General features: G+C 71.6%; 16 protein-coding genes. 6 read left to right on the forward strand and 10 right to left on the reverse strand.

The features are described from left to right. Positions 1-58 precede the first annotated feature (58 nt). The 5 genes from madL to MVG78_RS07680 all read left to right on the forward strand — a co-directional run bounded on the left by madL (position 59) and on the right by MVG78_RS07680 (position 4,560). On the forward strand, positions 59-469 hold the full coding sequence (gene madL / locus MVG78_RS07660; RefSeq protein ID WP_247559646.1) for a malonate transporter subunit MadL: 411 nt from the start codon (positions 59-61) through the stop codon (positions 467-469). Continuing rightward, entirely contained in the window at positions 462-1,229 is a 768-nt protein-coding gene (gene madM, locus MVG78_RS07665; RefSeq protein ID WP_247559648.1) for a malonate transporter subunit MadM, read from the forward strand. Before madL ends, madM begins: the two co-directional genes overlap by 8 nt. A gap of 2 nt (positions 1,230-1,231) precedes the next feature. Continuing rightward, positions 1,232-1,942 carry a GntR family transcriptional regulator gene (locus tag MVG78_RS07670; protein ID WP_247559650.1) on the forward strand — a complete coding sequence of 237 codons (711 nt, stop codon included), beginning with the start codon at positions 1,232-1,234 and terminating at the stop codon, positions 1,940-1,942. 399 nt (positions 1,943-2,341) lie between these two features. After that, complete coding sequence (locus MVG78_RS07675) at positions 2,342-4,348, forward strand: sensor histidine kinase (protein WP_247559651.1); 2,007 nt, start codon at positions 2,342-2,344, stop codon at positions 4,346-4,348. Next, a complete protein-coding gene (locus tag MVG78_RS07680) occupies positions 4,234-4,560 on the forward strand; it encodes a response regulator (protein WP_247560345.1) in 327 nt (108 codons plus the stop codon). Before MVG78_RS07675 ends, MVG78_RS07680 begins: the two co-directional genes overlap by 115 nt. Before the next feature lie 7 nt (positions 4,561-4,567). On the opposite strand, the gene def is transcribed toward MVG78_RS07680, so the two are convergent. The 6 genes from def to MVG78_RS07710 form a co-directional block, all read right to left on the reverse strand. Next, positions 4,568-5,128: a peptide deformylase gene (gene def, locus MVG78_RS07685; RefSeq protein WP_247559653.1), complete on the reverse strand. Its 561-nt coding sequence runs from the start codon at positions 5,126-5,128 to the stop codon at positions 4,568-4,570. Between the two features lie 102 nt (positions 5,129-5,230). After that, entirely contained in the window at positions 5,231-6,703 is a 1,473-nt protein-coding gene (locus tag MVG78_RS07690) for a M81 family metallopeptidase (RefSeq protein WP_247559655.1), read from the reverse strand. 11 nt (positions 6,704-6,714) lie between these two features. Further along, a complete protein-coding gene (locus MVG78_RS07695) occupies positions 6,715-8,319 on the reverse strand; it encodes an ABC transporter substrate-binding protein (RefSeq protein ID WP_247559657.1) in 1,605 nt (534 codons plus the stop codon). Between the two features lie 76 nt (positions 8,320-8,395). Continuing rightward, the gene (locus MVG78_RS07700; RefSeq protein ID WP_247559659.1) at positions 8,396-9,409 is read right to left on the reverse strand and encodes an amino acid ABC transporter substrate-binding protein; all 1,014 of its coding nucleotides are present in this window, start codon (positions 9,407-9,409) and stop codon (positions 8,396-8,398) included. 35 nt (positions 9,410-9,444) lie between these two features. Further along, positions 9,445-10,773 (reverse strand): aspartate aminotransferase family protein, encoded by a 1,329-nt coding sequence (locus MVG78_RS07705; RefSeq protein WP_428480775.1) that lies wholly within the window; start codon positions 10,771-10,773, stop codon positions 9,445-9,447. A gap of 44 nt (positions 10,774-10,817) precedes the next feature. Beyond that, positions 10,818-11,702, reverse strand: coding sequence for a MurR/RpiR family transcriptional regulator (locus tag MVG78_RS07710; protein WP_247559663.1), 885 nt, complete (start codon positions 11,700-11,702; stop codon positions 10,818-10,820). A 140-nt stretch (positions 11,703-11,842) separates the two neighbouring features. Here MVG78_RS07710 and MVG78_RS07715 point away from each other — a divergent pair, with 140 nt between their 5' ends. Then, positions 11,843-12,436, forward strand: a complete 594-nt coding sequence (locus MVG78_RS07715; RefSeq protein WP_247559665.1) for an aspartate/glutamate racemase family protein — start codon at positions 11,843-11,845, stop codon at positions 12,434-12,436. Between the two features lie 113 nt (positions 12,437-12,549). On the opposite strand, the gene MVG78_RS07720 is transcribed toward MVG78_RS07715, so the two are convergent. From MVG78_RS07720 to cydD, 4 genes are all read right to left on the reverse strand, one after another. Further along, positions 12,550-14,712 (reverse strand): TonB-dependent siderophore receptor, encoded by a 2,163-nt coding sequence (locus MVG78_RS07720; RefSeq protein WP_247559667.1) that lies wholly within the window; start codon positions 14,710-14,712, stop codon positions 12,550-12,552. A gap of 351 nt (positions 14,713-15,063) precedes the next feature. Next, positions 15,064-15,948: an ATP-binding cassette domain-containing protein gene (locus MVG78_RS07725; RefSeq protein WP_247559669.1), complete on the reverse strand. Its 885-nt coding sequence runs from the start codon at positions 15,946-15,948 to the stop codon at positions 15,064-15,066. Between the two features lie 149 nt (positions 15,949-16,097). Beyond that, complete coding sequence (locus MVG78_RS07730; protein ID WP_247559671.1) at positions 16,098-16,796, reverse strand: 6TM ABC transporter family protein; 699 nt, start codon at positions 16,794-16,796, stop codon at positions 16,098-16,100. A 7-nt stretch (positions 16,797-16,803) separates the two neighbouring features. Next, positions 16,804-18,498, reverse strand: a complete 1,695-nt coding sequence (gene cydD / locus MVG78_RS07735) for a thiol reductant ABC exporter subunit CydD (RefSeq protein WP_247559673.1) — start codon at positions 18,496-18,498, stop codon at positions 16,804-16,806. Between the last annotated feature and the right edge of the window lie 51 nt (positions 18,499-18,549).

Genomic DNA, 18,549 nt, shown 5'->3' on the forward strand with positions numbered 1-18,549 from the left:
GATTTCGGCCCATGCCACGTTCCAGCGCCCCGCCCCCTTTCGCCCCGGGGTCCTGCCCATGACCGTCTTCGGTGTCGCGCTCCTCGCGGCCTGCACCCTGGTCGGCGTCTATCTGGGGGATCTGCTGGGCTTCGCGCTCGGGGTGAAGGCCAATGTCGGCGGGGTCGGCCTCGCCATGATGCTGCTGATCGCGGCCCGGCTCTGGCTGGCGCGGCGCGGCAAGCTCACCCCCGGGCTGAAGCTCGGCGTCGAGTTCTGGGCCACCATGTACATCCCCATCGTGGTCGCCATGGCGGCGCAGCAGAACGTGGTGACGGCGCTGCGCGGCGGGCCGCTGGTGCTGGTGGCGGGTGTCGGGGCGACCGTGGTCTGCCTCGCCGCGACGGCGCTGCTCAGCCGCATCGGCCGCCCGCGCGATGCCGGGGGGCGCTTCGCTCCGCTGAAGCCGGAGAGCGGCCACCATGCCTGAGAGCCTGCATCACCTCTTCGTCGAGCAGAGCCTCGTCACCGCCTTCGCCCTGGTCGGCGCGGTGATGTGGGTCTCCTACCTGATCTCCCGCCACCTGACCCTGGGCCGCGTCCACGGTTCGGCCATCGCCATCGTGATCGGCCTGGTGCTGGCCTATGCCGGCGGCCTGGCCACCGGAGGGCAGAAGGGCATCGCCGACCTGCCCATCTTCGCCGGGATCGGGCTGATGGGTGGCGCCATGCTGCGCGACTTCGCCATCGTCGCCACCGCCTTCGAGGTGGATGTGGTCGAGGCGCGCAAGGCCGGGCTGCTCGGTGTCGTCGCGCTCGGGCTGGGGACGGTACTGCCCTTCATCTTCGGCGTCTGTGTCGCGCTGGCCTTCGGCTACACGGACTCCGTCAGCCTCACCACCATCGGCGCCGGGGCGATCACCTATATCGTCGGCCCGGTGACGGGCGCCGCGCTGGGGGCGGATTCGGCGGTGATCGCGCTGTCCATCGCCACCGGCGTGCTGAAGGCGGTGCTGGTGATGATTGGCACGCCCTTCGTCGCCAGCTTCATCGGCCTGGACAACCCGCGCTCCGCCATGGCCTTCGGCGGGCTGATGGGCACGGTGAGCGGCGTCACCGGCGGCCTCGCCGCCACCGATCCGCGGCTGGTGCCCTATGGCGCGCTGACCGCCACCTTCCACACCGGCCTGGGCTGCCTCGTGGCGCCATCCGTGCTCTATCTGGCCGTTCGCGCCCTGATGGGGGGCTGATCATGGGTGGCATGGAGGCGAAATCGGTGCTGGAGCCGGTGGAGGTGCTGTCGGAGGAGCGGGTTCTCCTGTCCGAGCGCATCCGCAATGCGCTGACCGACGAGATCGCCTCCGGCGCCCTGGCCGCCGGCACGGCGCTGGACGAGCAGCTTCTGGCCGACCGCTTCGGCGCCTCCCGCACCCCGGTGCGGGAGGCGCTGCGGCAGCTCGCGGTGAGCGGGCTGGTGGAACTGCGCCCGCGCCGGGGCGTGGTCGTGACCCGCGTGACCGCGACACGGATCATGGACATGTTCGAGGCATCGGCGGAGATGGAGGCGCTCTGCGTCCGCCTCGCCACCTATCGCATGACGCCGCTGGAACGAAGCCAGTTGATGGACCTGCACGAGGCCTCGGCGGAGATGGTGCGGCGCGGCGACGTCGATGCCTATGACGGCTTCAACCGGGATTTCCACGACGCCATCTACCGTGCCACCCATAACGGTTTCCTGGCGGAGCAGGCGATGGCACTGCGCGGACGGCTCGCGGCCTTCCGGCGCACGCAGCTTCGCCACGGCGACCGCATCCACCGCTCGCGCGAGGAGCATGGGCAGGTGATGGCGGCGATCGCGCGGGGGGATGGGGAGGAGGCGGCGCGCTGCATGCGGGCGCATATGCTCAATGCCGCCGGGGCGCTGCGCGGCTACATCGCCGCCCATGCGGCGGAGCAGGGTTAGAACAGACCGCGGAGAACCCGCGAAGCACAGGCAGGCGCCAGCAGGCTTCGCCGCCGCCGCGACGGGGATAGGGGGGCACGAAGCGGCGGCTGTCGGGCGATGGGTGCGTGTCCGTCCTGGACCAGGGGCCGGGTTGCGGAGGAACGGCCCGGCCAGGATGAACGCGTCATCATGTGCTCCCGCCATCAACCCGGTTGCAGGACCGGCGCCTAAGCGGGATGGTGCGTGTATGGCCGTGCAAAGGCAGCATAAAGGGGGAAGGGCGAGCCGTGACAGGGAGCGGCGAGGGCCCGGCCATGCACCCGGTCCGGCTGGCGCGCGGCATGCCGCGCCGCTTCCCCGCGCCGCGTGGGGCCGAACTTGAGAAGCCCGTCCTCCTTTCTCGGCCGGTCCGGCGGCATGGTCCGTTTCGTCCGCGTGACCGGGCTGCTGGTGGCACTGGCCATCCTGGCCGGTGCCGTCCTGGCGGCGACCCATCTGCGCACCAGCGCGCTGACGACGGCGAAGTCGAATCTGGCCGCGCTCGACACCCTGCTGGCGGAACAGTCGGACCGTGCCCTCCAGAGCGTGGAACTCGTCGTGAATGGCGTGGCCGAGGATCTGCAGGACGGCCGCCTGCGGAGCGCCGAGGAATTCAATGCCCGTGCCACGGCCCCGGAGGTCTTCGGAATGCTGGTGGCGCGGATCTCGGGCATCCCGCAGCTCGATGCCGTGACCATCATCGCCCGGGACGGCCGGTTGCTGAATTTCTCCCGCTACCAGCCGGTGCCCCCGGTCAATGTCGCCGACCGCGACTACTTCAAGGTGTTGAGCACCGATCCCTCGCGGCTGACCTTCATCGGCCTGCCGGTCGAGAACCGCGGGAATGGCAACACCACCATCTACCTGGCCCGCCGGATCTCCTCGGCGGACGGACGGTTCCTGGGGCTGGTGCTCGGCGCCATGAACCTGCAGTACTTCCAGCGCCTCTATGCCGATCTGAGGATGCCCAAGGACACGGGTATCGCCCTGTGGCGCGATGACGGCGCCCTCCTGCTGCGGCATCCGCCGCTTCCCGCCGGCGCGCCGCGGCCGGAACTGGCGATGGAGATGCGGCCGGGCGAGCGGCAGGTGGTGGAGTCGCGCAGCCGGGAGGACGGCCACCACCGCATCGAGGCCGCCACCCGGCTTCAGACACAGCCCGTGGTGGTCAGCATCAGCCGCTCCACGGAGGCGGTGCTGTCCCGCTGGCGGATCGATGCCGGCATCCTGATCGGCTCGGCGCTGCTGATCGCCGTCGCACTCCTGCTCATCGCCAGTTTCATCGCCGGGCGCTTCCGCCTCTATGTCCGGATGGCCGAGGCCATGGCGGCGCGCGAGGCGGCCGAACGTGGGCGGCGCAGCGCCGAGGAGCAGTTGCGGCAGGCGCAGAAGCTCGAGGCGCTGGGCCAGCTCGCCGGCGGCGTGGCGCACGATTTCAACAACGTGCTGCAGGCCATCGCCGGGGGCGCGAACCTCATCCGCCGCCGGGCCGGCGACCCGCAGGCGGTGGAAAGGCTGGCGGCGATGATGGGCGAGGCCGCCGGGCGCGGAGCGGCCGTGACGCGCCGCCTGCTCGCCTTCGCCCGCAAGGATGAGCTTCGCAGCGAGAAGGTGGTGGTCGAGGCCCTGCTGAACGACCTCGTCGAGATCCTGCGGCATACGCTGGGACCGGGCCTGCACATCCGCGTGGAGGTGGACCCCGGCCTGCCGGTGCTGAACACGGACCGTTCGCAGCTCGAGGCGGTGCTGATCAACCTGGCCACCAATGCGCGGGATGCGATGCCCGAGGGCGGGACGATCCGCTTCGCTGCCTCCTGGCCCCCGGCGGGCGAGGCGCCGCCTTTCCCCGCATCGCGCCAGGGCCGGGACGATGGCCGGCAGGCGCCGGGCCAGGGGGTGGCGGCGTCCTATCTGCGCCTGACCGTCTCCGATACAGGGAGCGGCATGGACCCGGCGACGCTGTCACGGGCGACGGAGCCCTTCTTCACCACCAAGCCGAAGGGGCAGGGGACCGGCCTGGGCCTGTCCATGGCCAAGGGTTTCGCGGAGCAGTCCGGGGAGGGCTCGTCATCGCCAGCACTCCGGGCCAGGGCACCACGGTCACGCTCTGGCTGCCCCTGCCGGTCCGGGACGCGGCTGATCCGCTCTCGGCCCCGGCGGCGCGGACCGGGGCCGGGCCAGTTCGCGAGACCCCCGGCGGACCGGCCGGAGGCCGTTCCGTTCTGCTGGTGGAGGACGAGGCGGCGCTCCGCGAACTCCTTTCCGACGCACTGGCGGAATGCGGATTCCGGATCAGCACGGCCGGCAGCGGTGCCGAGGCGCTGGCCTGCCCGGCACTGCCACGGGTGGAACTGCTGGTCACCGACCTGGCCATGCCCGGCATGAACGGGCTGGAACTGGCGCGCCAGGTCCGGCAGCGGCGCCCGGGGCTGGGGGTTCTCCTGATCACCGGCTTCGTCGGCGAGGCCGCGGAAGCCGATCTGGCGGAAGCGAGGGCGGGCGGCCCCTTCGCCATCCTGCGCAAGCCCGTCACCGTGGAGCAGATCACCGCCGCCATCGCCAGCCTGCTCGCCGCCCAGCCGGAAACCGCACCCTGATCGAGCGCTACCGGGGAGCCGGAGGCGGGGCGGCGCCCGGCTGATCCGAGAAGCGGGCGATCTCCTCGTTGAAACCCATCAGGCCGAAATCCGTCATCCGCATCGGATAGAGGATGCCGTCCAGGTGGTCGTTCTCGTGCTGGACGACGCCGGCATGGAAGCCCTCCACCTCGGCGGTGACGGTGCGGCCGTCGCAATCCGTGCCGGTGTAGCGCACGCGCCTGTAGCGGGGCACCGCGGCGCGCAAGCCGGGGATGGAAAGGCAGCCTTCCCAGCGCAGGTGCTTCTCCTCGCCCACCGGTTCCACCACCGGGTTGATCAGCACGGTGTTGCCGACCACCCTGTCATCCGGCGCCCCGCTGCTGCGGGAAGGCAGCACCCGGAAGACGAAGAGGCGCAGCGGCACATGCACCTGCGGCGCGGCAAGGCCGGCGCCCGGCGCGTCCTCCATCGTCTCGAACATGTCCCGCACCAGGCGGCGGATGTCCGGAGCCCCGGGATCGGGCACGGGTTCGCAGCGTTCGAGCAGGACAGGATGGCCCATGCGGGCGATCTTCAGGATGGCCAAGGCCGGTCTCCCTTCCGGGGGATGGGGCCGGGGACGGAATCACCGGCCGGGGACCAGGCCGTGATGGCCCCGCATGCCGTCGGATGCAAGGCGGCGTGGTGTTCAGTCCGGCAACTCGCTGAACGGGAAGACGTGCTCCCGAGGCACCTGGCGGTAGGGCAGGGTGGTCAGGTCCGCCGGCCCCCAGTCGGGCGTGTCCACGATCAGGATCGACTTGGCGATGGGCTCGTAGGCGGCGCGGAAATGCGTCTTCGAACGCAGCACGATGATGCCGAAATCCCGTGCCCGCATGCCGAACTGGGTGAAGACATCCTCATCCACCGTCATGGTCGGGCGGCTGACCAGGCTGACCATCAGCCCGTCCACATCCAGTACCGCCGCAGTGCCGAGCTGCACCAGCCGGCCATGCATGTAGGCGCCAGTGGTGCGGTACGTCTTCTCCCCCACCCAGGTGACGCGCCCGGTCAGCCGCACTGGACCGCCGGCGCGGCCGGAGGAATGGCCGCCGACCTCCAGCGTCACCTCGGCCCCGGCGCCCGCCGCGAGGCAGGCGGCCGCGGCCTTCGCATCCCAGATGTAGGGCACGGCCACGCGCTTCACCTTCCGCTCCAGCAGCGCCCGCAGCAGATAGGTGCTGTCGTTGCAGCGGTCGGCATGTTCCAGCAGCACCACGGGGCGGTCCGCGCCCGCGGCGAGGGCGATGGCGCGCTCCACCGCCGTCGGGACGTCGAGGACGAGGTCGCCATGCAGCAGGTCCCGCCTCCGCCGCCGGATCTCGCCATCCAGGCGTGCCACCGCCTCCCCGGCGGCGGCAGGATCGGCCGCCACGGCCAGGACGGAGAAGCCGCAATTCGGCACGTCGGCGTAGGAGAAGCCGGCGAAGACCGTGACGTCGAGATAGCCCTCGCCGCCACGCGCCATCCCCACCGATTCCGCCACGATGCCGGAAAGCGGGGCCAGGCCGGTGGCGCTGAAGATGCTGGGGACCATCACCCCCGGCTTGCGCAGTGCCATGGCGGGGCGGAACCCTTCGCGCAGCATCCGCATCAGGCAGTCCGCCGCGCGCTCCCCGGTCGCGGCGATGTCGGTATGCGGCGAGTAGTGGTAGCCGAAGATCGCATCCGCCAGATCCAGCCAGGAGGCATCGAGATTGGCGTGGTAGTCGAGCCCGACGCAGACGGGCACGTCGCGCCCGACCACCGCGCGCACGCGTTCCAGGATCTCGCGATCCGGATCGAGGCGCGTCGGCGTGGTCAGCGCGCCGTGCACGGCCAGCAGCACGCCGTCCAGCGGCCCGGCCTCCGCCAGGGCGGCGCAGATGCGGTCGGCATAGTGCAGGAAGGCCTCGTCCGTCGCCGGGCCGGCGGCTCCGGCATCGAGAAAGACGATGGGCAGGACCTCCGCCCCCTCGCGCTCGCAGACCGAGAGGAAGCCGCCGCAGAGCGTGTTGGTACCGCGGTAGCGGGCGAGCATGGCCTCGCCCGTGGCCTCCATCGCCTGGAATTCCTCCAGCGTGACGGGGTTGGGCAGGAAGCTGACGGATTCGAGCATGAAGCCCGCGACGGCGATGCGCATCCCCGTGCCCCTCAGCCGCGCCTGACGTTCCAGGGGAAGGCCGCCGGGCCCGGCAGGATGCCCCGCAGGTCAGCGCGGAAGGCCGTTTTCTGCAGGAACTGGCCGAGCGGCACGACGGGGGCCTGCTCGAAGGCCATGGCCTGGATCGCGTCAAGCAGGCGCTGCTGCTCCGCCTCGTCCTGCGCATCGAGCCATTCGCGTGTCAGCCGCTCGATCTCCGGGCTGTCGAACCAGCCGAACCAGCCCTTGGCACCCTGGCCGCGGATATTGGTGTTCAGCGCCGGGTTGGCGATGGAGGTGCTCTTCCAGGTGGTGTGGAAGATGTTCCATCCGCCCTTCTCCACCGGTTCGCGCGAGGTGCGGCGCTGCACCACCGTGCCCCAGTCCATCACCTGGAGGTCGACATTCATGCCGAGGCGACGCAGCAGCTCCGCGGTGACCTCGGCCAGCGGGGCGATGGAAGCCATGTCGCTGGGGCTGAGGATCACCACCTTCTCGCTCTGGTAGCCCGCCTCCTTCACGGCGCGGCGCAGCTTGTCCCAGTCCTTCGGGCCGGCCATCGCTTCGGCTCCTGCTTCCTTCACGCCCGGCAGGCCCATGGGGAACATGCTGCGGGCCTGGCGCCAAGCCTCGGGATCGCCGCCGGTGATCAGCGCCATATAGTCGGCCTGCTCCACCGACTGCAGCACCACATGGCGCAGGCGTGGATTGTCGAAGGGCGGCACCAGCGTGTTGAAGCGCAGGAAGGCCATGAAGCCGAGCGGGTCATAGGGCTGCACGCGGATGCCGCGGCTGCGGGCGAGCATCGGCGCGAGGTCGGCATCGGCGAATTCCCACCAGTCCACCTCGCCGGATTGCAGCGCGCTGGCGGCCGTGGAGGAATCCGGGATGATCTGCCACTCGATGCGCTCGAAATGCGCCTGCTTGCCGCCGGCGTTCAGCGCCGGCGCCTCGGCGCGCGGCCGGTAGCCGTCGAAGCGGGCATAGGCGGCGCGGCTGCCGGACACGAATTCGTCGGCCAGGAAGCGGTAGGGACCCGAGCCGATCATTTCCGTCACTGGCTTATAGGGATCGGTCTTCGCCAGACGCTCCGGCATGATGAAGGCGGGGATCGGCCCGACAAAGGCCAGGGCCGAAAGCAGGCGGGGGAAGGGGCGGGTCAGCCGGATGCGCAACTCGCGGTCGCCCGGGGCCTCCCAGGCCTCGACGGCGGCGGCCAGGGTCTGGCCGAAACTGTCCCGCTTGCTCCAACGCGCGAGGCTGGCGGCGCAGTCCACCGCCCGCACCGGCTCCCCGTCATGGAAGCGCAGCCCCTCGCGCAGCCGGATGGTCCAGGTGCGGCCATCCGCAGAGACCTCGTGCCCTTCCGCCATCTGTGGCGTCGGGCGGAAATCCGCGTCCGTGCCGTAGAGCGTGTCGAAGACGGCATAGCCATGATCCGCCGTCACACCCGCCGTGGTGAGGATCGGGTCCAGCACGGTGAGATTGGCCTGCGGCACGAAGCGCAGCGTGCGTGCCCGCCGGTCCTGCGCCAGCGCGGGCCGGGCCAGGACAGAGGGAGCCAAGCCGCCCAGTGGCAGGAGGGCGGCGGATCGGAGAAAGCTTCGGCGCTGCATCGGGGGACTCCCGGCGGGGGGGGGGCGGCGGACATGGAAAGGGCCGGTCCCTCGCGGGACCGGCCCTTTCAGCGGCTCAGCGGAAGGGGATGGCGTACATCAGCCCACCCTTGCTCCAGAGCCCGTTCAGGCCCCGTTGCAGCTTGAGCTGGCTGCCGCCGCCGACATTGCGCTCGAAGACCTCGCCGTAATTGCCCACGGCCTTGATGGCGTTCAGCATCCAGGCATTGTCCAGGCCGATGCGCGAGCCGAACTCGCCCGCGCCGCCCAGCAGGCGCTGCGCCGTCGGGTTGGCGCCCTTGGCCTGGGCTTCGGCATTGGCCTGGGTGACGCCCAGCTCCTCCGCCTCGATCAGCCCGTAATGCACCCAGGAGACGATGGTGGACCACTGGTCGTCGCCGTTGCGGGTGAAGGGGCCGAGCGGCTCCTTCGAGATGGTCTCGGCCAGCACCATGTAGTCGTCCGGCTTGGGCGCGGTGGCGACGGCGCCGGCGAGCGCCGAGGCATCCTGCGTCATGGCGTCGCAGCGGCCGGCGAAGAAGGCCTGGTACATCGTGTCCACCCGCTCGAAGACCACGGGCTGGAAGGTGATATTGTGGGCGCGGGCATAGTCGCCCAGCGTCACCTCATGCGTGGTGCCCTGGGCGACGCAGACCGTGGCGCCGTTCAGCTCGGTCACCTTGCTGACGCCGGCCTCACGCTTCACCGCGAAGCCCTGGCCGTCATAGAAGTTCACCGGCCCGGCGCGCAGGCCGATCGTGGCGTCGCGCAGGAAGGTCTGGGTGGAGTTGCGCAGCAGCACGTCCACCTCCCCTGATTGCAGTGCGGTGAAGCGGTTCTGCGCCGTCAGCCCGATGAAGCCGACCTTCGTGGCGTCGCCCAGCACGGCGGCGGCGATGGCGCGGCAGTAATCCGCGTCGATGCCGCGGAACTGCCCCTGGCTGTCCGGCAGGGAGAAGCCGGCGAAGCCGGTGCTGACGCCGCAGACCAGTTGGCCGCGCTGCTTCACCGTGTCGAGCGTGGCGGCCTGGGCCGCCTGCGCGGCACCGAGGCCGAGCAGGGCGAGGCCGGCGAGGAGGAGTTTCTTCATTCTGTCGTTCTTCCCGGAACGTGTGGCTGGAAGGCTCAGCGTGGCAGGCTGGCCAGGGCGGTGTCCACCGCCTCGCCGAGGCGTTCGACGATCAGGTCGATCTCGGCGGGGGAGACGATATAGGGCGGCGCCAGCAGCACATGGTCGCCGCTGCGGCCATCCGCCGTGCCGCCGCCCGGATAGCAGGCGAGGCCGCGCGCGAAGGCCTCGCGCTTGATGCGGGCATTGAGCTGCTTCGCGGGGTCGAAGGGCGCCTTGGTGGCGCGGTCCTCGACCAGTTCGATCGCGCGGAACAGTCCGCGGCCGCGAATGTCGCCGATATGCGCGTGGTTGCCGAAGCGCTCCAGCAGCCGGCTTTCCAGCCGTTCGCCCATGGCGGCCACATTCTCCAGCAGCCGCTCCTCGCGGATCACCCGCTGCACCTCCAGCGCGGCCGCTGCCGCCATGGGATGGGCGAGATAGGTGTGGCCGTGCTGGAAGGCGCCGGAACCCCGCTCCACCGCCTCGGCGATACGGCCGGACAGCAGCGTGGCACCGATCGGCTGGTAGCCGCCGCCCAGCCCCTTGGCGATGGCCTGGATGTCCGGGGCGATGCCCTCCTGCTCCCAGGCATGGCGGGTGCCGGTGCGGCCCATGCCGCTCATCACCTCGTCCAGGATCAGCAGCGCGCCGTGGCGGTCGCAGATCTCCCGCACCGCCTGGAAGTACCCGGCCGGGGCGGGCACGCAGCCCGCCGTGGCGCCGACCACCGGCTCGGCGATGAAGGCGGCCACCGTATCGGGGCCGAGGCGCTGGAACTCCGCCTCCAGCTCGGCGGCGAGGCGGGCGACGAAGCCGGCCTCGTCCTCCTCCGCGCGCTGCTCGCGATAGCGGAAGGCGGGTGAGACATGGCTGAAGGCCGGGGACAGCAGCGGCGCATAGGGTGCGCGGCGCCAGGCATTGCCCCCCGCCGAGAGCGCGCCCAGCGTGTTGCCGTGATAGCTCTGGCGGCGGGCGATGAAGCGCACGCGCTTTTCCTGCCCGATCTCCAGGAAATACTGCCGCGCCAGCTTGATCGCGGCCTCCACCGCCTCGGAGCCGCCGGAGACGAAATAGGCCTGGGCGAGGCCGCCGGGCTCGTGCCCGACCAGCTCCTCCGCCAGCGCCTCGGCGGGTTCGTTGGAGAAGAAGCCGGTATGGGCGTAGCAGAGCCTGTCCGCCTGCCGCTTGATCGCCTCCACGATGCGCGGATGCTGGTGGCCGAGGCAGGAGACGGCGGCGCCCCCCGAGGCATCGAGCACCTCGCGCCCGCCTTCCTCCACCAGCCAGACGCCATGGCCGCCGACCGCGAGGGGTGGTGTGGCACGGGAGGACCGATGCAGCACGCGGCTGCGCCGGGTGGTTGGGGCTGGGGCTGGGGCTGGAGCGTTCATCGCAGGGTTTCCGGGTCGGGGACGTATTCGGCGAGGGCGGCGAGCCGGGCCTCGGTCTCGCGCAGCCGCACCAGCGCCGCCTCCCCGCCCAGGGCGAAGCAGGCGGCGGCCAGGGCCTGGGCCGTGGCGAGGGCGCCGGTCAGGCTGGGAAAGAAGCCCGGGCCGGCGGCGGCGTCGAAGAGCAGGCGATGCGCCGCCCGTTCGGCCATCGGCGCGTCGGCACGGTCGGCGAGGGCGATGGCGGTGCAGCGGCTTTCCCGCGCCATGCGTGCGGTCAGCGCGATGGAGCGGGAATAGGGTGCGAAGCTGATCAGCACCACGGCATCGCCGGGGGCGAAGGCGCCGAGATCCAGGTCCTCCGGCCCTGCTCCACCCACCAGCCGCACATCGCCGGGCCGGAAGAGGCGGAGCTGGTAGTGCAGGAGCTGCGCCACGCCCCGGCAGGAGCGGAAGCCCGCCACCCAGATGCGCGGGGCGTCATGCAGGGCGCGGGCGGCGGCGGCGATGGGCGCGGGGTCGAGCAGGCGCAGCCCGGCGGCATCGGCGGCCAGCATCTCGGCCGGCAGGGCGAAGGCGTCGGGGCCGTCCGGCCGCTCGCGGCGCATGGAAGGGCGCACGCGCTTCGAGAAGGGGCTTTCCGCCTCGCCTCGCCGTGCCTCCACCATGGCTTCGCGCAACTGCTCCCAGCCGGGATAGCCGAGGGCGCGCGCCAGACGGGTGAAGGTGGCCGGGTTGGTGCCGGCGGCGGCGGCGAGGTCGCGCATCGAGCGGGTGACGGCATCGAAGTCATGCCGGGCGACGAAGCGCGCCGCATCCTGCAGCCGGGGCGGCAGGCCGGGCAGGGCACGTCGCAGGACGTCGATGGGGCCGGGCTTGGTCACGCAATGAATGTTGCATCCGGCCGAGGCCAATGCAACAATTGTTTTTAACCCACTGCCGGGCGCCGCCTGGCTGCAACAGATGTTTCAGCCGCGCCGACGGCGCCGGGCCGACAGGAAAATGGCCGGAGGAAGACAGGTCCATGCGCATCGCCCTGATCCACGCCCTGCGGCATTCGCCGCCACCGATCGAGGCCGCCTTCGCCCGGCTCTGGCCCGAGGCGCGGCTGATGAACCTGTTGGATGACAGCCTTTCCGCCGATCTCGCCGCCGAGGGCAGCCTGACGCCACGGATGACGGAACGCTTCCTGACCCTGGCACGCTATGCCGCCGGGACGGGGGCGGATGGCATCCTCTTTACCTGCTCGGCCTTCGGTCCCTGCATCGAGGCCTGTCAGGCCGCGCTGGCGCCGATGCCGGTGCTGAAGCCGAACGAGGCGATGATCGAGGAGGCCGTCGCCCATGGCGGGCGGATCGGGCTGCTGGCCAGCTTCGCTCCGACCCTGGATTCCATGCCGGCCGAATTCCCGCCGGGGACGGAACTCCGTACGGCACTGGCCCGGGGGGCACTGGCGGCGCTCGATGCCGGCGACCGGGACAGGCATGACGGCATCGTGGCCGAGGCGGCGCGCGAACTGGCGGATTGCGACGTGATCGCCCTGGCCCAGTTCAGCCTGGCCGGGGCGGCCCCCGCGTGGCTGCCGCGACCGGCAGGCCCGTGGGGCAGAGGTTGCTGACCACGCCGGACAGCGCGGTGCGGAAGCTGCGCCGGCTGCTGGAGGGATAGAGGACGCGGCGGCCATCTTCCCGTGCCAGGGAAGCGCGGCCGCCGCGGGAATGGCCGGCCGCCTTACCAGCGATAGGCGAGGGAGCCCAGGATCGTCCGGCTGTTGCCGTAGAAGCACGACGCCTCGCTGGTGCAACGGGCGACGTAACGCTTATCGGCCACATTGTTGACGTTCAGCATCGCCTGGAACCCCTTCAGGTTCTGGCTGAGAAAGCCGAGGTCATAGCGCGCCGCGAGGTCGAACAGCGTCACGGAGGGCACCACCGCCGAATTGGCGTTGTCCACGGCGGTGTTGCCGACAAAGCGCACACCGGCGCCCAGGCCCACGCCGCTCATCGCGCCCCGGCCCTCGCCGAAGCTGTAGTCGGCATAGAGGCCGGCCGTGAACTTCGAGACGCCGAGTGGCCGGTTGCCGACATTGCTCGCCACCGTGTCGCGGGTGATCTCCGGGTCCAGATAGGTGATCGAGCCGATCAGGTTCAGCCCGTTGCCCAGGCTGGCCACGCCCTCCGCCTCCACGCCGCGCACGCGGATGCGGCCGGTCTGCACCTGGTACAGCACGTTGTCCGGATCGGTGGTCAGGACCTTGCTCTGGGTGATGTGGAAGGCCGAGACCTGGATGAAGCTGTTCACCCCGTTCGGCTGGTACTTGATGCCCACCTCATACTGCTCGCCGGTCGTGGGGTCGAAGGTGCCGTTGCCACGTGCCGGGGAGAAGCTGCCCGCCTGCGGCAGGAAGGAAGTGCTGTAGGAGAAATAGGGCGCGAGGCCGTTCTCGGCGAGGTAGGTGATACCCGCCCGCCAGGTGGTGTCGGTGTCTTCCTTGCTCTCGCTGGTGAAGCCATAGGCGCGGTTCTTGGTGTTCGTGTCCACCCAGTCGTGCCGCAGCCCCAGCGTCGCCACGAAGCGCCCGTAGCGGATCTGGTCCTGGCCATAGACGCCGTACTGATCGATGCCCTGCAGGCGGTTCTGGTAGGGGCTGCCCAGGTTCGGGATGCCGCTGCCATAGACAGGCGCGTAGAGGTCGAGCGGGCTGGCGACGGCGAAGGCCGCCACGCTCTTGTAGCTGGTGTGCTGGTAGTCGAAGCCACCGAGCAGCGTGTGCTGCAGCGGGCCGGTGTCGAAGCGCGCCTGGCCGCGATTGTCCACCTGGAAGGTGTCGAAGCTGTACTGCTCGTCATAGGCATAGCGGTTCAGCAGCCGCTCACTGCCGGTGACGAGGCCGCCGCCATAGACCTGCTTCCAGTTCACGCCGACATGCGCGTAGCGGGCATTCTGGGTGAAAGAGAAGACGTCGTTGAAGCGGTGCTCGAACTCGTAGCCGATGCCGTATTGCGTGCGGTCGTACTTGTCGAAGCTGTCCTCGCCCAGGTTCAGGCTGCGCGAGATGCGGCCGAAGGCGCTGCGCTGCACGGTGCCGAGATAGGGCAGGAACTGCGCCCCGATGGTCCGGTCGCGCTGGTAATAGGGCAGCAGCGTGAAGCGCGTGTCCCCGGTGGGCTTCCAGGTCAGCGCCGGGGCAAGGAAGAGTCGGTCGTTGTCGCTGTTCTGCACGTCGAGGTCGGCGAGCCGCCCGACACCGGTCAGCGCGTAGCTCCACTGGCCGTCCGCCGTCAGCGGGCCGCTGGTGTTGAAGGCGAGCTGGCGGATGTTCTGCGTGCCGGCGGTCAGCCGCACCTCACCCTGTGCCGTGTCGGTCGGATGGCGCTGCACCATGTTGATCAGGCCGCCCGGCGCCATCTGCCCGTAGAGTACGGAGGAGGGGCCGCGCAGGATCTCGTAGCGCTCCAGCCCATAGGTCTCGAAGACACCGGCCGTGTAGCCCGGGTTGAAGCGCAGCCCGTTCAGGAACTGGCTGGTGTCCGTCGCCTCGAAGCCGCGGATCTGCAGCCAGTCGGCCTGGGAGTCGAAGCCGTACTGCTCCGGCCGGATGCCGGCGGAATAGCGCAGTGCTTCGCCCAGGTTCTGCGCCTGCCGCTGGTCGATCGCGTCGCGCGTCACCACTGAGACGGATTGCGGCACCTCGATCAGTGGCGTGTCCGTCTTGGCGCCGGCCAGGTTGCGCGTGGCGACATAGCCATCCACCGGGGCCAGCGGGTTCTGGCTGGCGCCCTGCACGCTGACGGTCGGCAGGACGGTGGTGCCGCTGCCATTGGCGGTGCCGGCAGCCTCGCCGGCCTGGGTGGACTGGGTTTGCGCCTGTGTGGTCTGGGCGATCGCACTCATCGCCCAGGGAGCTAGGGCTATGGGGACCAGGGCGGTCGTGCCGAGAAGGCGTAGCAGGGGCCGGAACGCATGTCGGGCGGGATGCGCCATGGAGGAGGTCTCTGCTTCTGGGGAATGGACGGAACTTTCCGCCCGAATTGCGAGCGCCTCTTAGTGGCGGGTCAAGCCAATGGGAAGTTTCCCGCTGCGGAAGATGAAGCCATCATCCGATTTCCGGCCAGGACATGATGGAAATGACACACCATCTGGGGGTTTGATGACGTCCGGGACAGGTGCGGGGCAATACCGACGCCGCCACGGACCCCTGCGCCCCCTTTCACCGATGGGCCCGCGCGGGTTGGCCGGGACCGCTCAGAGCGGCAGGGCCGATTGCTCCAGTGGAATGATGCCTTCCGGGGAGGCATCGAGCGGGATGACCCTCCGGCACAGGGCCAGCGGGGCCGGCCGGTGCGTGACGATCAGCGCGCCCTGGCCCTCCCGCGCGAGGCGTGCCGCCAACCGCCCCAGGACCAGCGCCTCGGTGGCCGCGTCCAGCCCCTCGGTGGGCTCGTCCAGCAGCAGCCAGGGTGCCGGCCGCAGTAGCGCGCGGGCAAGGCCCAGGCGGCGGCGCTCGCCGCCGGACAGCCGGGCCCCGTTCTCCCCGAGCCAGCCATCGAGACCGCCCGGCAGCCGCGCCACGCGCTCGTCCAGCCCGGCATCGTGCAGCGCCTGCCAGAGCCGCGCCTCACCCGCCTCCGGGTCGGCGAGCAGCAGGTTGTCACGCACGCTGCCGGCCAGCAGCGCCGCATCCTGCGGCAACAGCGAGAAGCAACGCCGCGCGGTCGCGGCATCCAGCTCCGCCAGATCGACGCCACCCAGGAAGATCCGCCCCGGTTCCGGTTCCCGCAGGCGCAGCAGGGTTTCCAGCAGCGTGGTCTTGCCGCAGCCGGAGGGGCCAGTGATCGCGGCCACGCAGCCCGGGGGCAGCAGCCCCGCCCGCCCGGCGAAGCGGATCGAAGGCGGATAGGCCAGGACGCGCCCGGCCGGGGCATCGGCCATGGCGGGGGCCAGCATCGTGTCGAGCCTCGCCTCCGCCTCGGCGACGCGCCCCTGGCGTTCCAGCCCGCGGACGAAGCCGGCGGCGCCATCCACCACCATGGCCGCGCCCAGTGCCGCCAGGGCCGTCATCGGCAGGTCGGCCGGTCCCGCCAGAGCCAGGGCGGCGACGGCGGCACCGCCGGTCGCCCCGGCCTGCAACAGCTCGAACCAGCCGGCCCCGGCGGCGGCACGCTGCTGCGCCGCGCCGAGGACCTCGCCGCGCCTGGCGATCCGCTCGGCGGCCCAGTCCTCCAGCCCATGCGCGCGCAGTTCCGTGGCGGCGGCCAGCAGGGTGGCCAGCTCCTCCTTCAGCTCAGCCTGCCGGCGGCACGCTGGGCCTCCCGCCCGCGTTCCGCCAGATGCATGGACAGGCGCCGCGCGACGGCGACGGTCAGACCCAGCGCCAGGGCCGCCGCCAGAGCAGGGCCGGTTCCAGCCAGGAGGAGCAGCGCCGTGCCCGAGAGCAGCGAGGCCCAGAGCCCCCAGCGCGCGGAACGGCGCACCAGATCGGCCTCCAGCGCATCCACATCGCCCACCACCCGCGCCGTGGCCTCGCCGGTGGACAGCGCCAGGGCGGTGGCGGGGGAGGCGGCCAGGGCGCGGAACAGGGCCGGGCGCAGGCGGGCCAGGGCACGCAGCGCGGCATCGTGCCCGACCAGCCTTTCGCCATAGCGCCCGCCGGTGCGCAGGATGGCGAGCAGGCGGATGGCGGCGCTGGGCAGCATGTAGTTGAAGCCCTGCGCCACCGCTGGCCCGCCCAGCCCCGCCAGGGCGGCGGCGGTGATGAACCAGCCGGACAGGCCCAGCAGCGTCACCGAGGCGGCCGCGACCAGGGCGGCGAGGAAGCCGGCCAGCAGCAGACGGGGCCGCTGCCGCCGGCATTCCGTGCCGAGGATCGCCCGGAGCGGGCTGCCCGCGATGGACGGGGCGGAAGCCGGCTCAGGGTGCGGCACCACGGAGGCCGTTGCGGCGGCTTCGCCGGGCGGCAGGGCATGGAGCTTGGTCATGGCGGGCTCAGCTCAGGCGCAGCACGCGGTCGGCGATGGCCGCCAGGCGCTCGGAATGGGTGGCGATCAGGGTGGTGCGGCCGCCCTTGGCGGTGACCCGCCGGATGGTTTCGATCAGCGCCGCCTCCGAGGCAGCGTCGAGATGCGCGGTCGGCTCGTCCAGCAGCAGGATCGGCGCCGGCTTCAGCAGGGCGCGGGCCAGGGCGATGCGCCGCCGCTCGCCGCCGGACAGGCCGCTGCCGCGTTCGTCCAGCCGCGCCTCCAGCCCGCCCTCGCGCCGGGACAGGAGTGTGCCGAGCCCGGCCTGTTCCGCCGCCATGGCGATGGCGGGCGCCAGTTCCGATGGCGCCGCGTCCGGACGCGACAACCCCAACCGGGAGAGGGCGATGTTCCCGGCCAGGCTGCCCGGCACGATCAGCGGCGCCTGTCCCATCCAGCCAACCGAGGGGGCGAAGGAGCCAGCCTCCGAGAGCGCGAGCCCGTCCACCAGCACCTCGCCCCCGCTCAGCGGCGCCAGGCCCAGCAGCAGGTTCAGCACCGTGCTCTTGCCCGCGCCGCTCGGGCCGAGCAGCGCCACCGTCTCACCCGGCGCGATGTCCAGGCTGAAGCCGGACAGGGCCGGGCGCTCCTCGCCGGGATAATGGACTGTGACATCCTGGAAGCGGATCGCAGGAGCCCGGCGCAAGGGTGCAGCCTGGCGCGCGGGGGCCTTCGCCAGGGCCTCCAGCGCGGAAAGCCGGTCGGCGGCGACTTCGGCGGCCTGCTTCTCGTGATAGGCGGCGGCCAGGCGGCGCATCGGGGCATAGAATTCCGGCGCCAGGGCCAGGACGAAGAAGGCTTCCGCCAGGGTCAGCGTCCCCGGCACCTTCACCGGCAGCAGGCCGAGCAGGTTGAAGCCCGCATAGACCGCGACCAGCGCCACCGAGAGGGCGGCGAAGAATTCCAGCGCGCCGGAGGAGAGGAAGGCGACCCGCAGCACGCCCACGGTGCGGCGGCGCAGCTCCTCGGCGGCGCTGGCGAGGCGCGTGGCCTCGCGCTCCTCCGCCCCGAAGGCCAGCAGCACCGGCAGCGCCCGCACCCGGTCGGCGAAGATTTCCGACAGGCGCGACAAGGCGGAGAACTGCCGCCGCTGCGCATCCGCCGCGGCCCCGCCGGCCAGCGCCAGGGCCAGGATGAAGGGCGGCAGGGTGAGCAGCAGGATGCCGGCGCTGACCGGGCTGGCCCAGGCGGCGGCGAGCAGGACCAGGAAGGGCACCAGCGCCGCCGCGTGCCGCGCGGGCAGGAAACGGGCGAGGTAGCCGTCCAGCGTCTCCACCTCGTCCACCGCCGCGTTCAGCAGGGCCCCGCTGGCCGGACGCTCCCCGGCGGGGATGGCGAGGCTCGCCACCACGACGCGCCGGCGCAGCGCCGCCTTGGCCCGCCGGGCCGCCCGGGCGCCCGCCACCAGCGAGAGCAGGGCGAGCAGACCGCGCCCGAGCGCGGCGCCGAGGCCCAGCAGCAGCCAGGGGGCCGCAGCGGCGAGGCCCCGTTCCAGCGACACCAGCCCGCCCGCCAGCGCGGCGGCGAAGCCGATGGCGGCGAGGCCGTCGAGGCAGAGCAGCAGGGCGGCGAGGGCGTTCCAGCGGCCGCCCTCGCGGCTGGCGGCGCGGAGCCAGGCGCGGCGGCGGGTGGCGCTCTGCCTGTCGGGGGCGGGGTGCGGCATGACGCGCAGTCTCGCACGCGGCAGTCCAAGGGGCCTTGATCAAGGTCAAGG

Source organism: Roseomonas gilardii subsp. gilardii (assembly GCF_023078375.1).
Taxonomy (GTDB): Bacteria; Pseudomonadota; Alphaproteobacteria; order Acetobacterales; family Acetobacteraceae; genus Roseomonas; species Roseomonas gilardii.

Bases quoted from the DNA above. Each gene is read 5' to 3' on its own strand.
- madL (WP_247559646.1), top strand. From the start codon at position 59: ATGACCGTCTTCGGTGTCGCGCTCCTCGCGGCCTGCACCCTGGTCGGC.
- madM (WP_247559648.1), top strand. From the start codon at position 462: ATGCCTGAGAGCCTGCATCACCTCTTCGTCGAGCAGAGCCTCGTCACC.
- MVG78_RS07670 (WP_247559650.1), top strand. From the start codon at position 1,232: ATGGGTGGCATGGAGGCGAAATCGGTGCTGGAGCCGGTGGAGGTGCTG.
- MVG78_RS07675 (WP_247559651.1), top strand. From the start codon at position 2,342: ATGGTCCGTTTCGTCCGCGTGACCGGGCTGCTGGTGGCACTGGCCATC.
- MVG78_RS07690 (WP_247559655.1), bottom strand. From the start codon at position 6,703: ATGCGCATCGCCGTCGCGGGCTTCATGCTCGAATCCGTCAGCTTCCTG.
- MVG78_RS07695 (WP_247559657.1), bottom strand. From the start codon at position 8,319: ATGCAGCGCCGAAGCTTTCTCCGATCCGCCGCCCTCCTGCCACTGGGC.
- MVG78_RS07700 (WP_247559659.1), bottom strand. From the start codon at position 9,409: ATGAAGAAACTCCTCCTCGCCGGCCTCGCCCTGCTCGGCCTCGGTGCC.
- MVG78_RS07715 (WP_247559665.1), top strand. From the start codon at position 11,843: ATGCGCATCGCCCTGATCCACGCCCTGCGGCATTCGCCGCCACCGATC.
- MVG78_RS07720 (WP_247559667.1), bottom strand. From the start codon at position 14,712: ATGAGTGCGATCGCCCAGACCACACAGGCGCAAACCCAGTCCACCCAG.
- MVG78_RS07730 (WP_247559671.1), bottom strand. From the start codon at position 16,796: ATGACCAAGCTCCATGCCCTGCCGCCCGGCGAAGCCGCCGCAACGGCC.
- cydD (WP_247559673.1), bottom strand. From the start codon at position 18,498: ATGCCGCACCCCGCCCCCGACAGGCAGAGCGCCACCCGCCGCCGCGCC.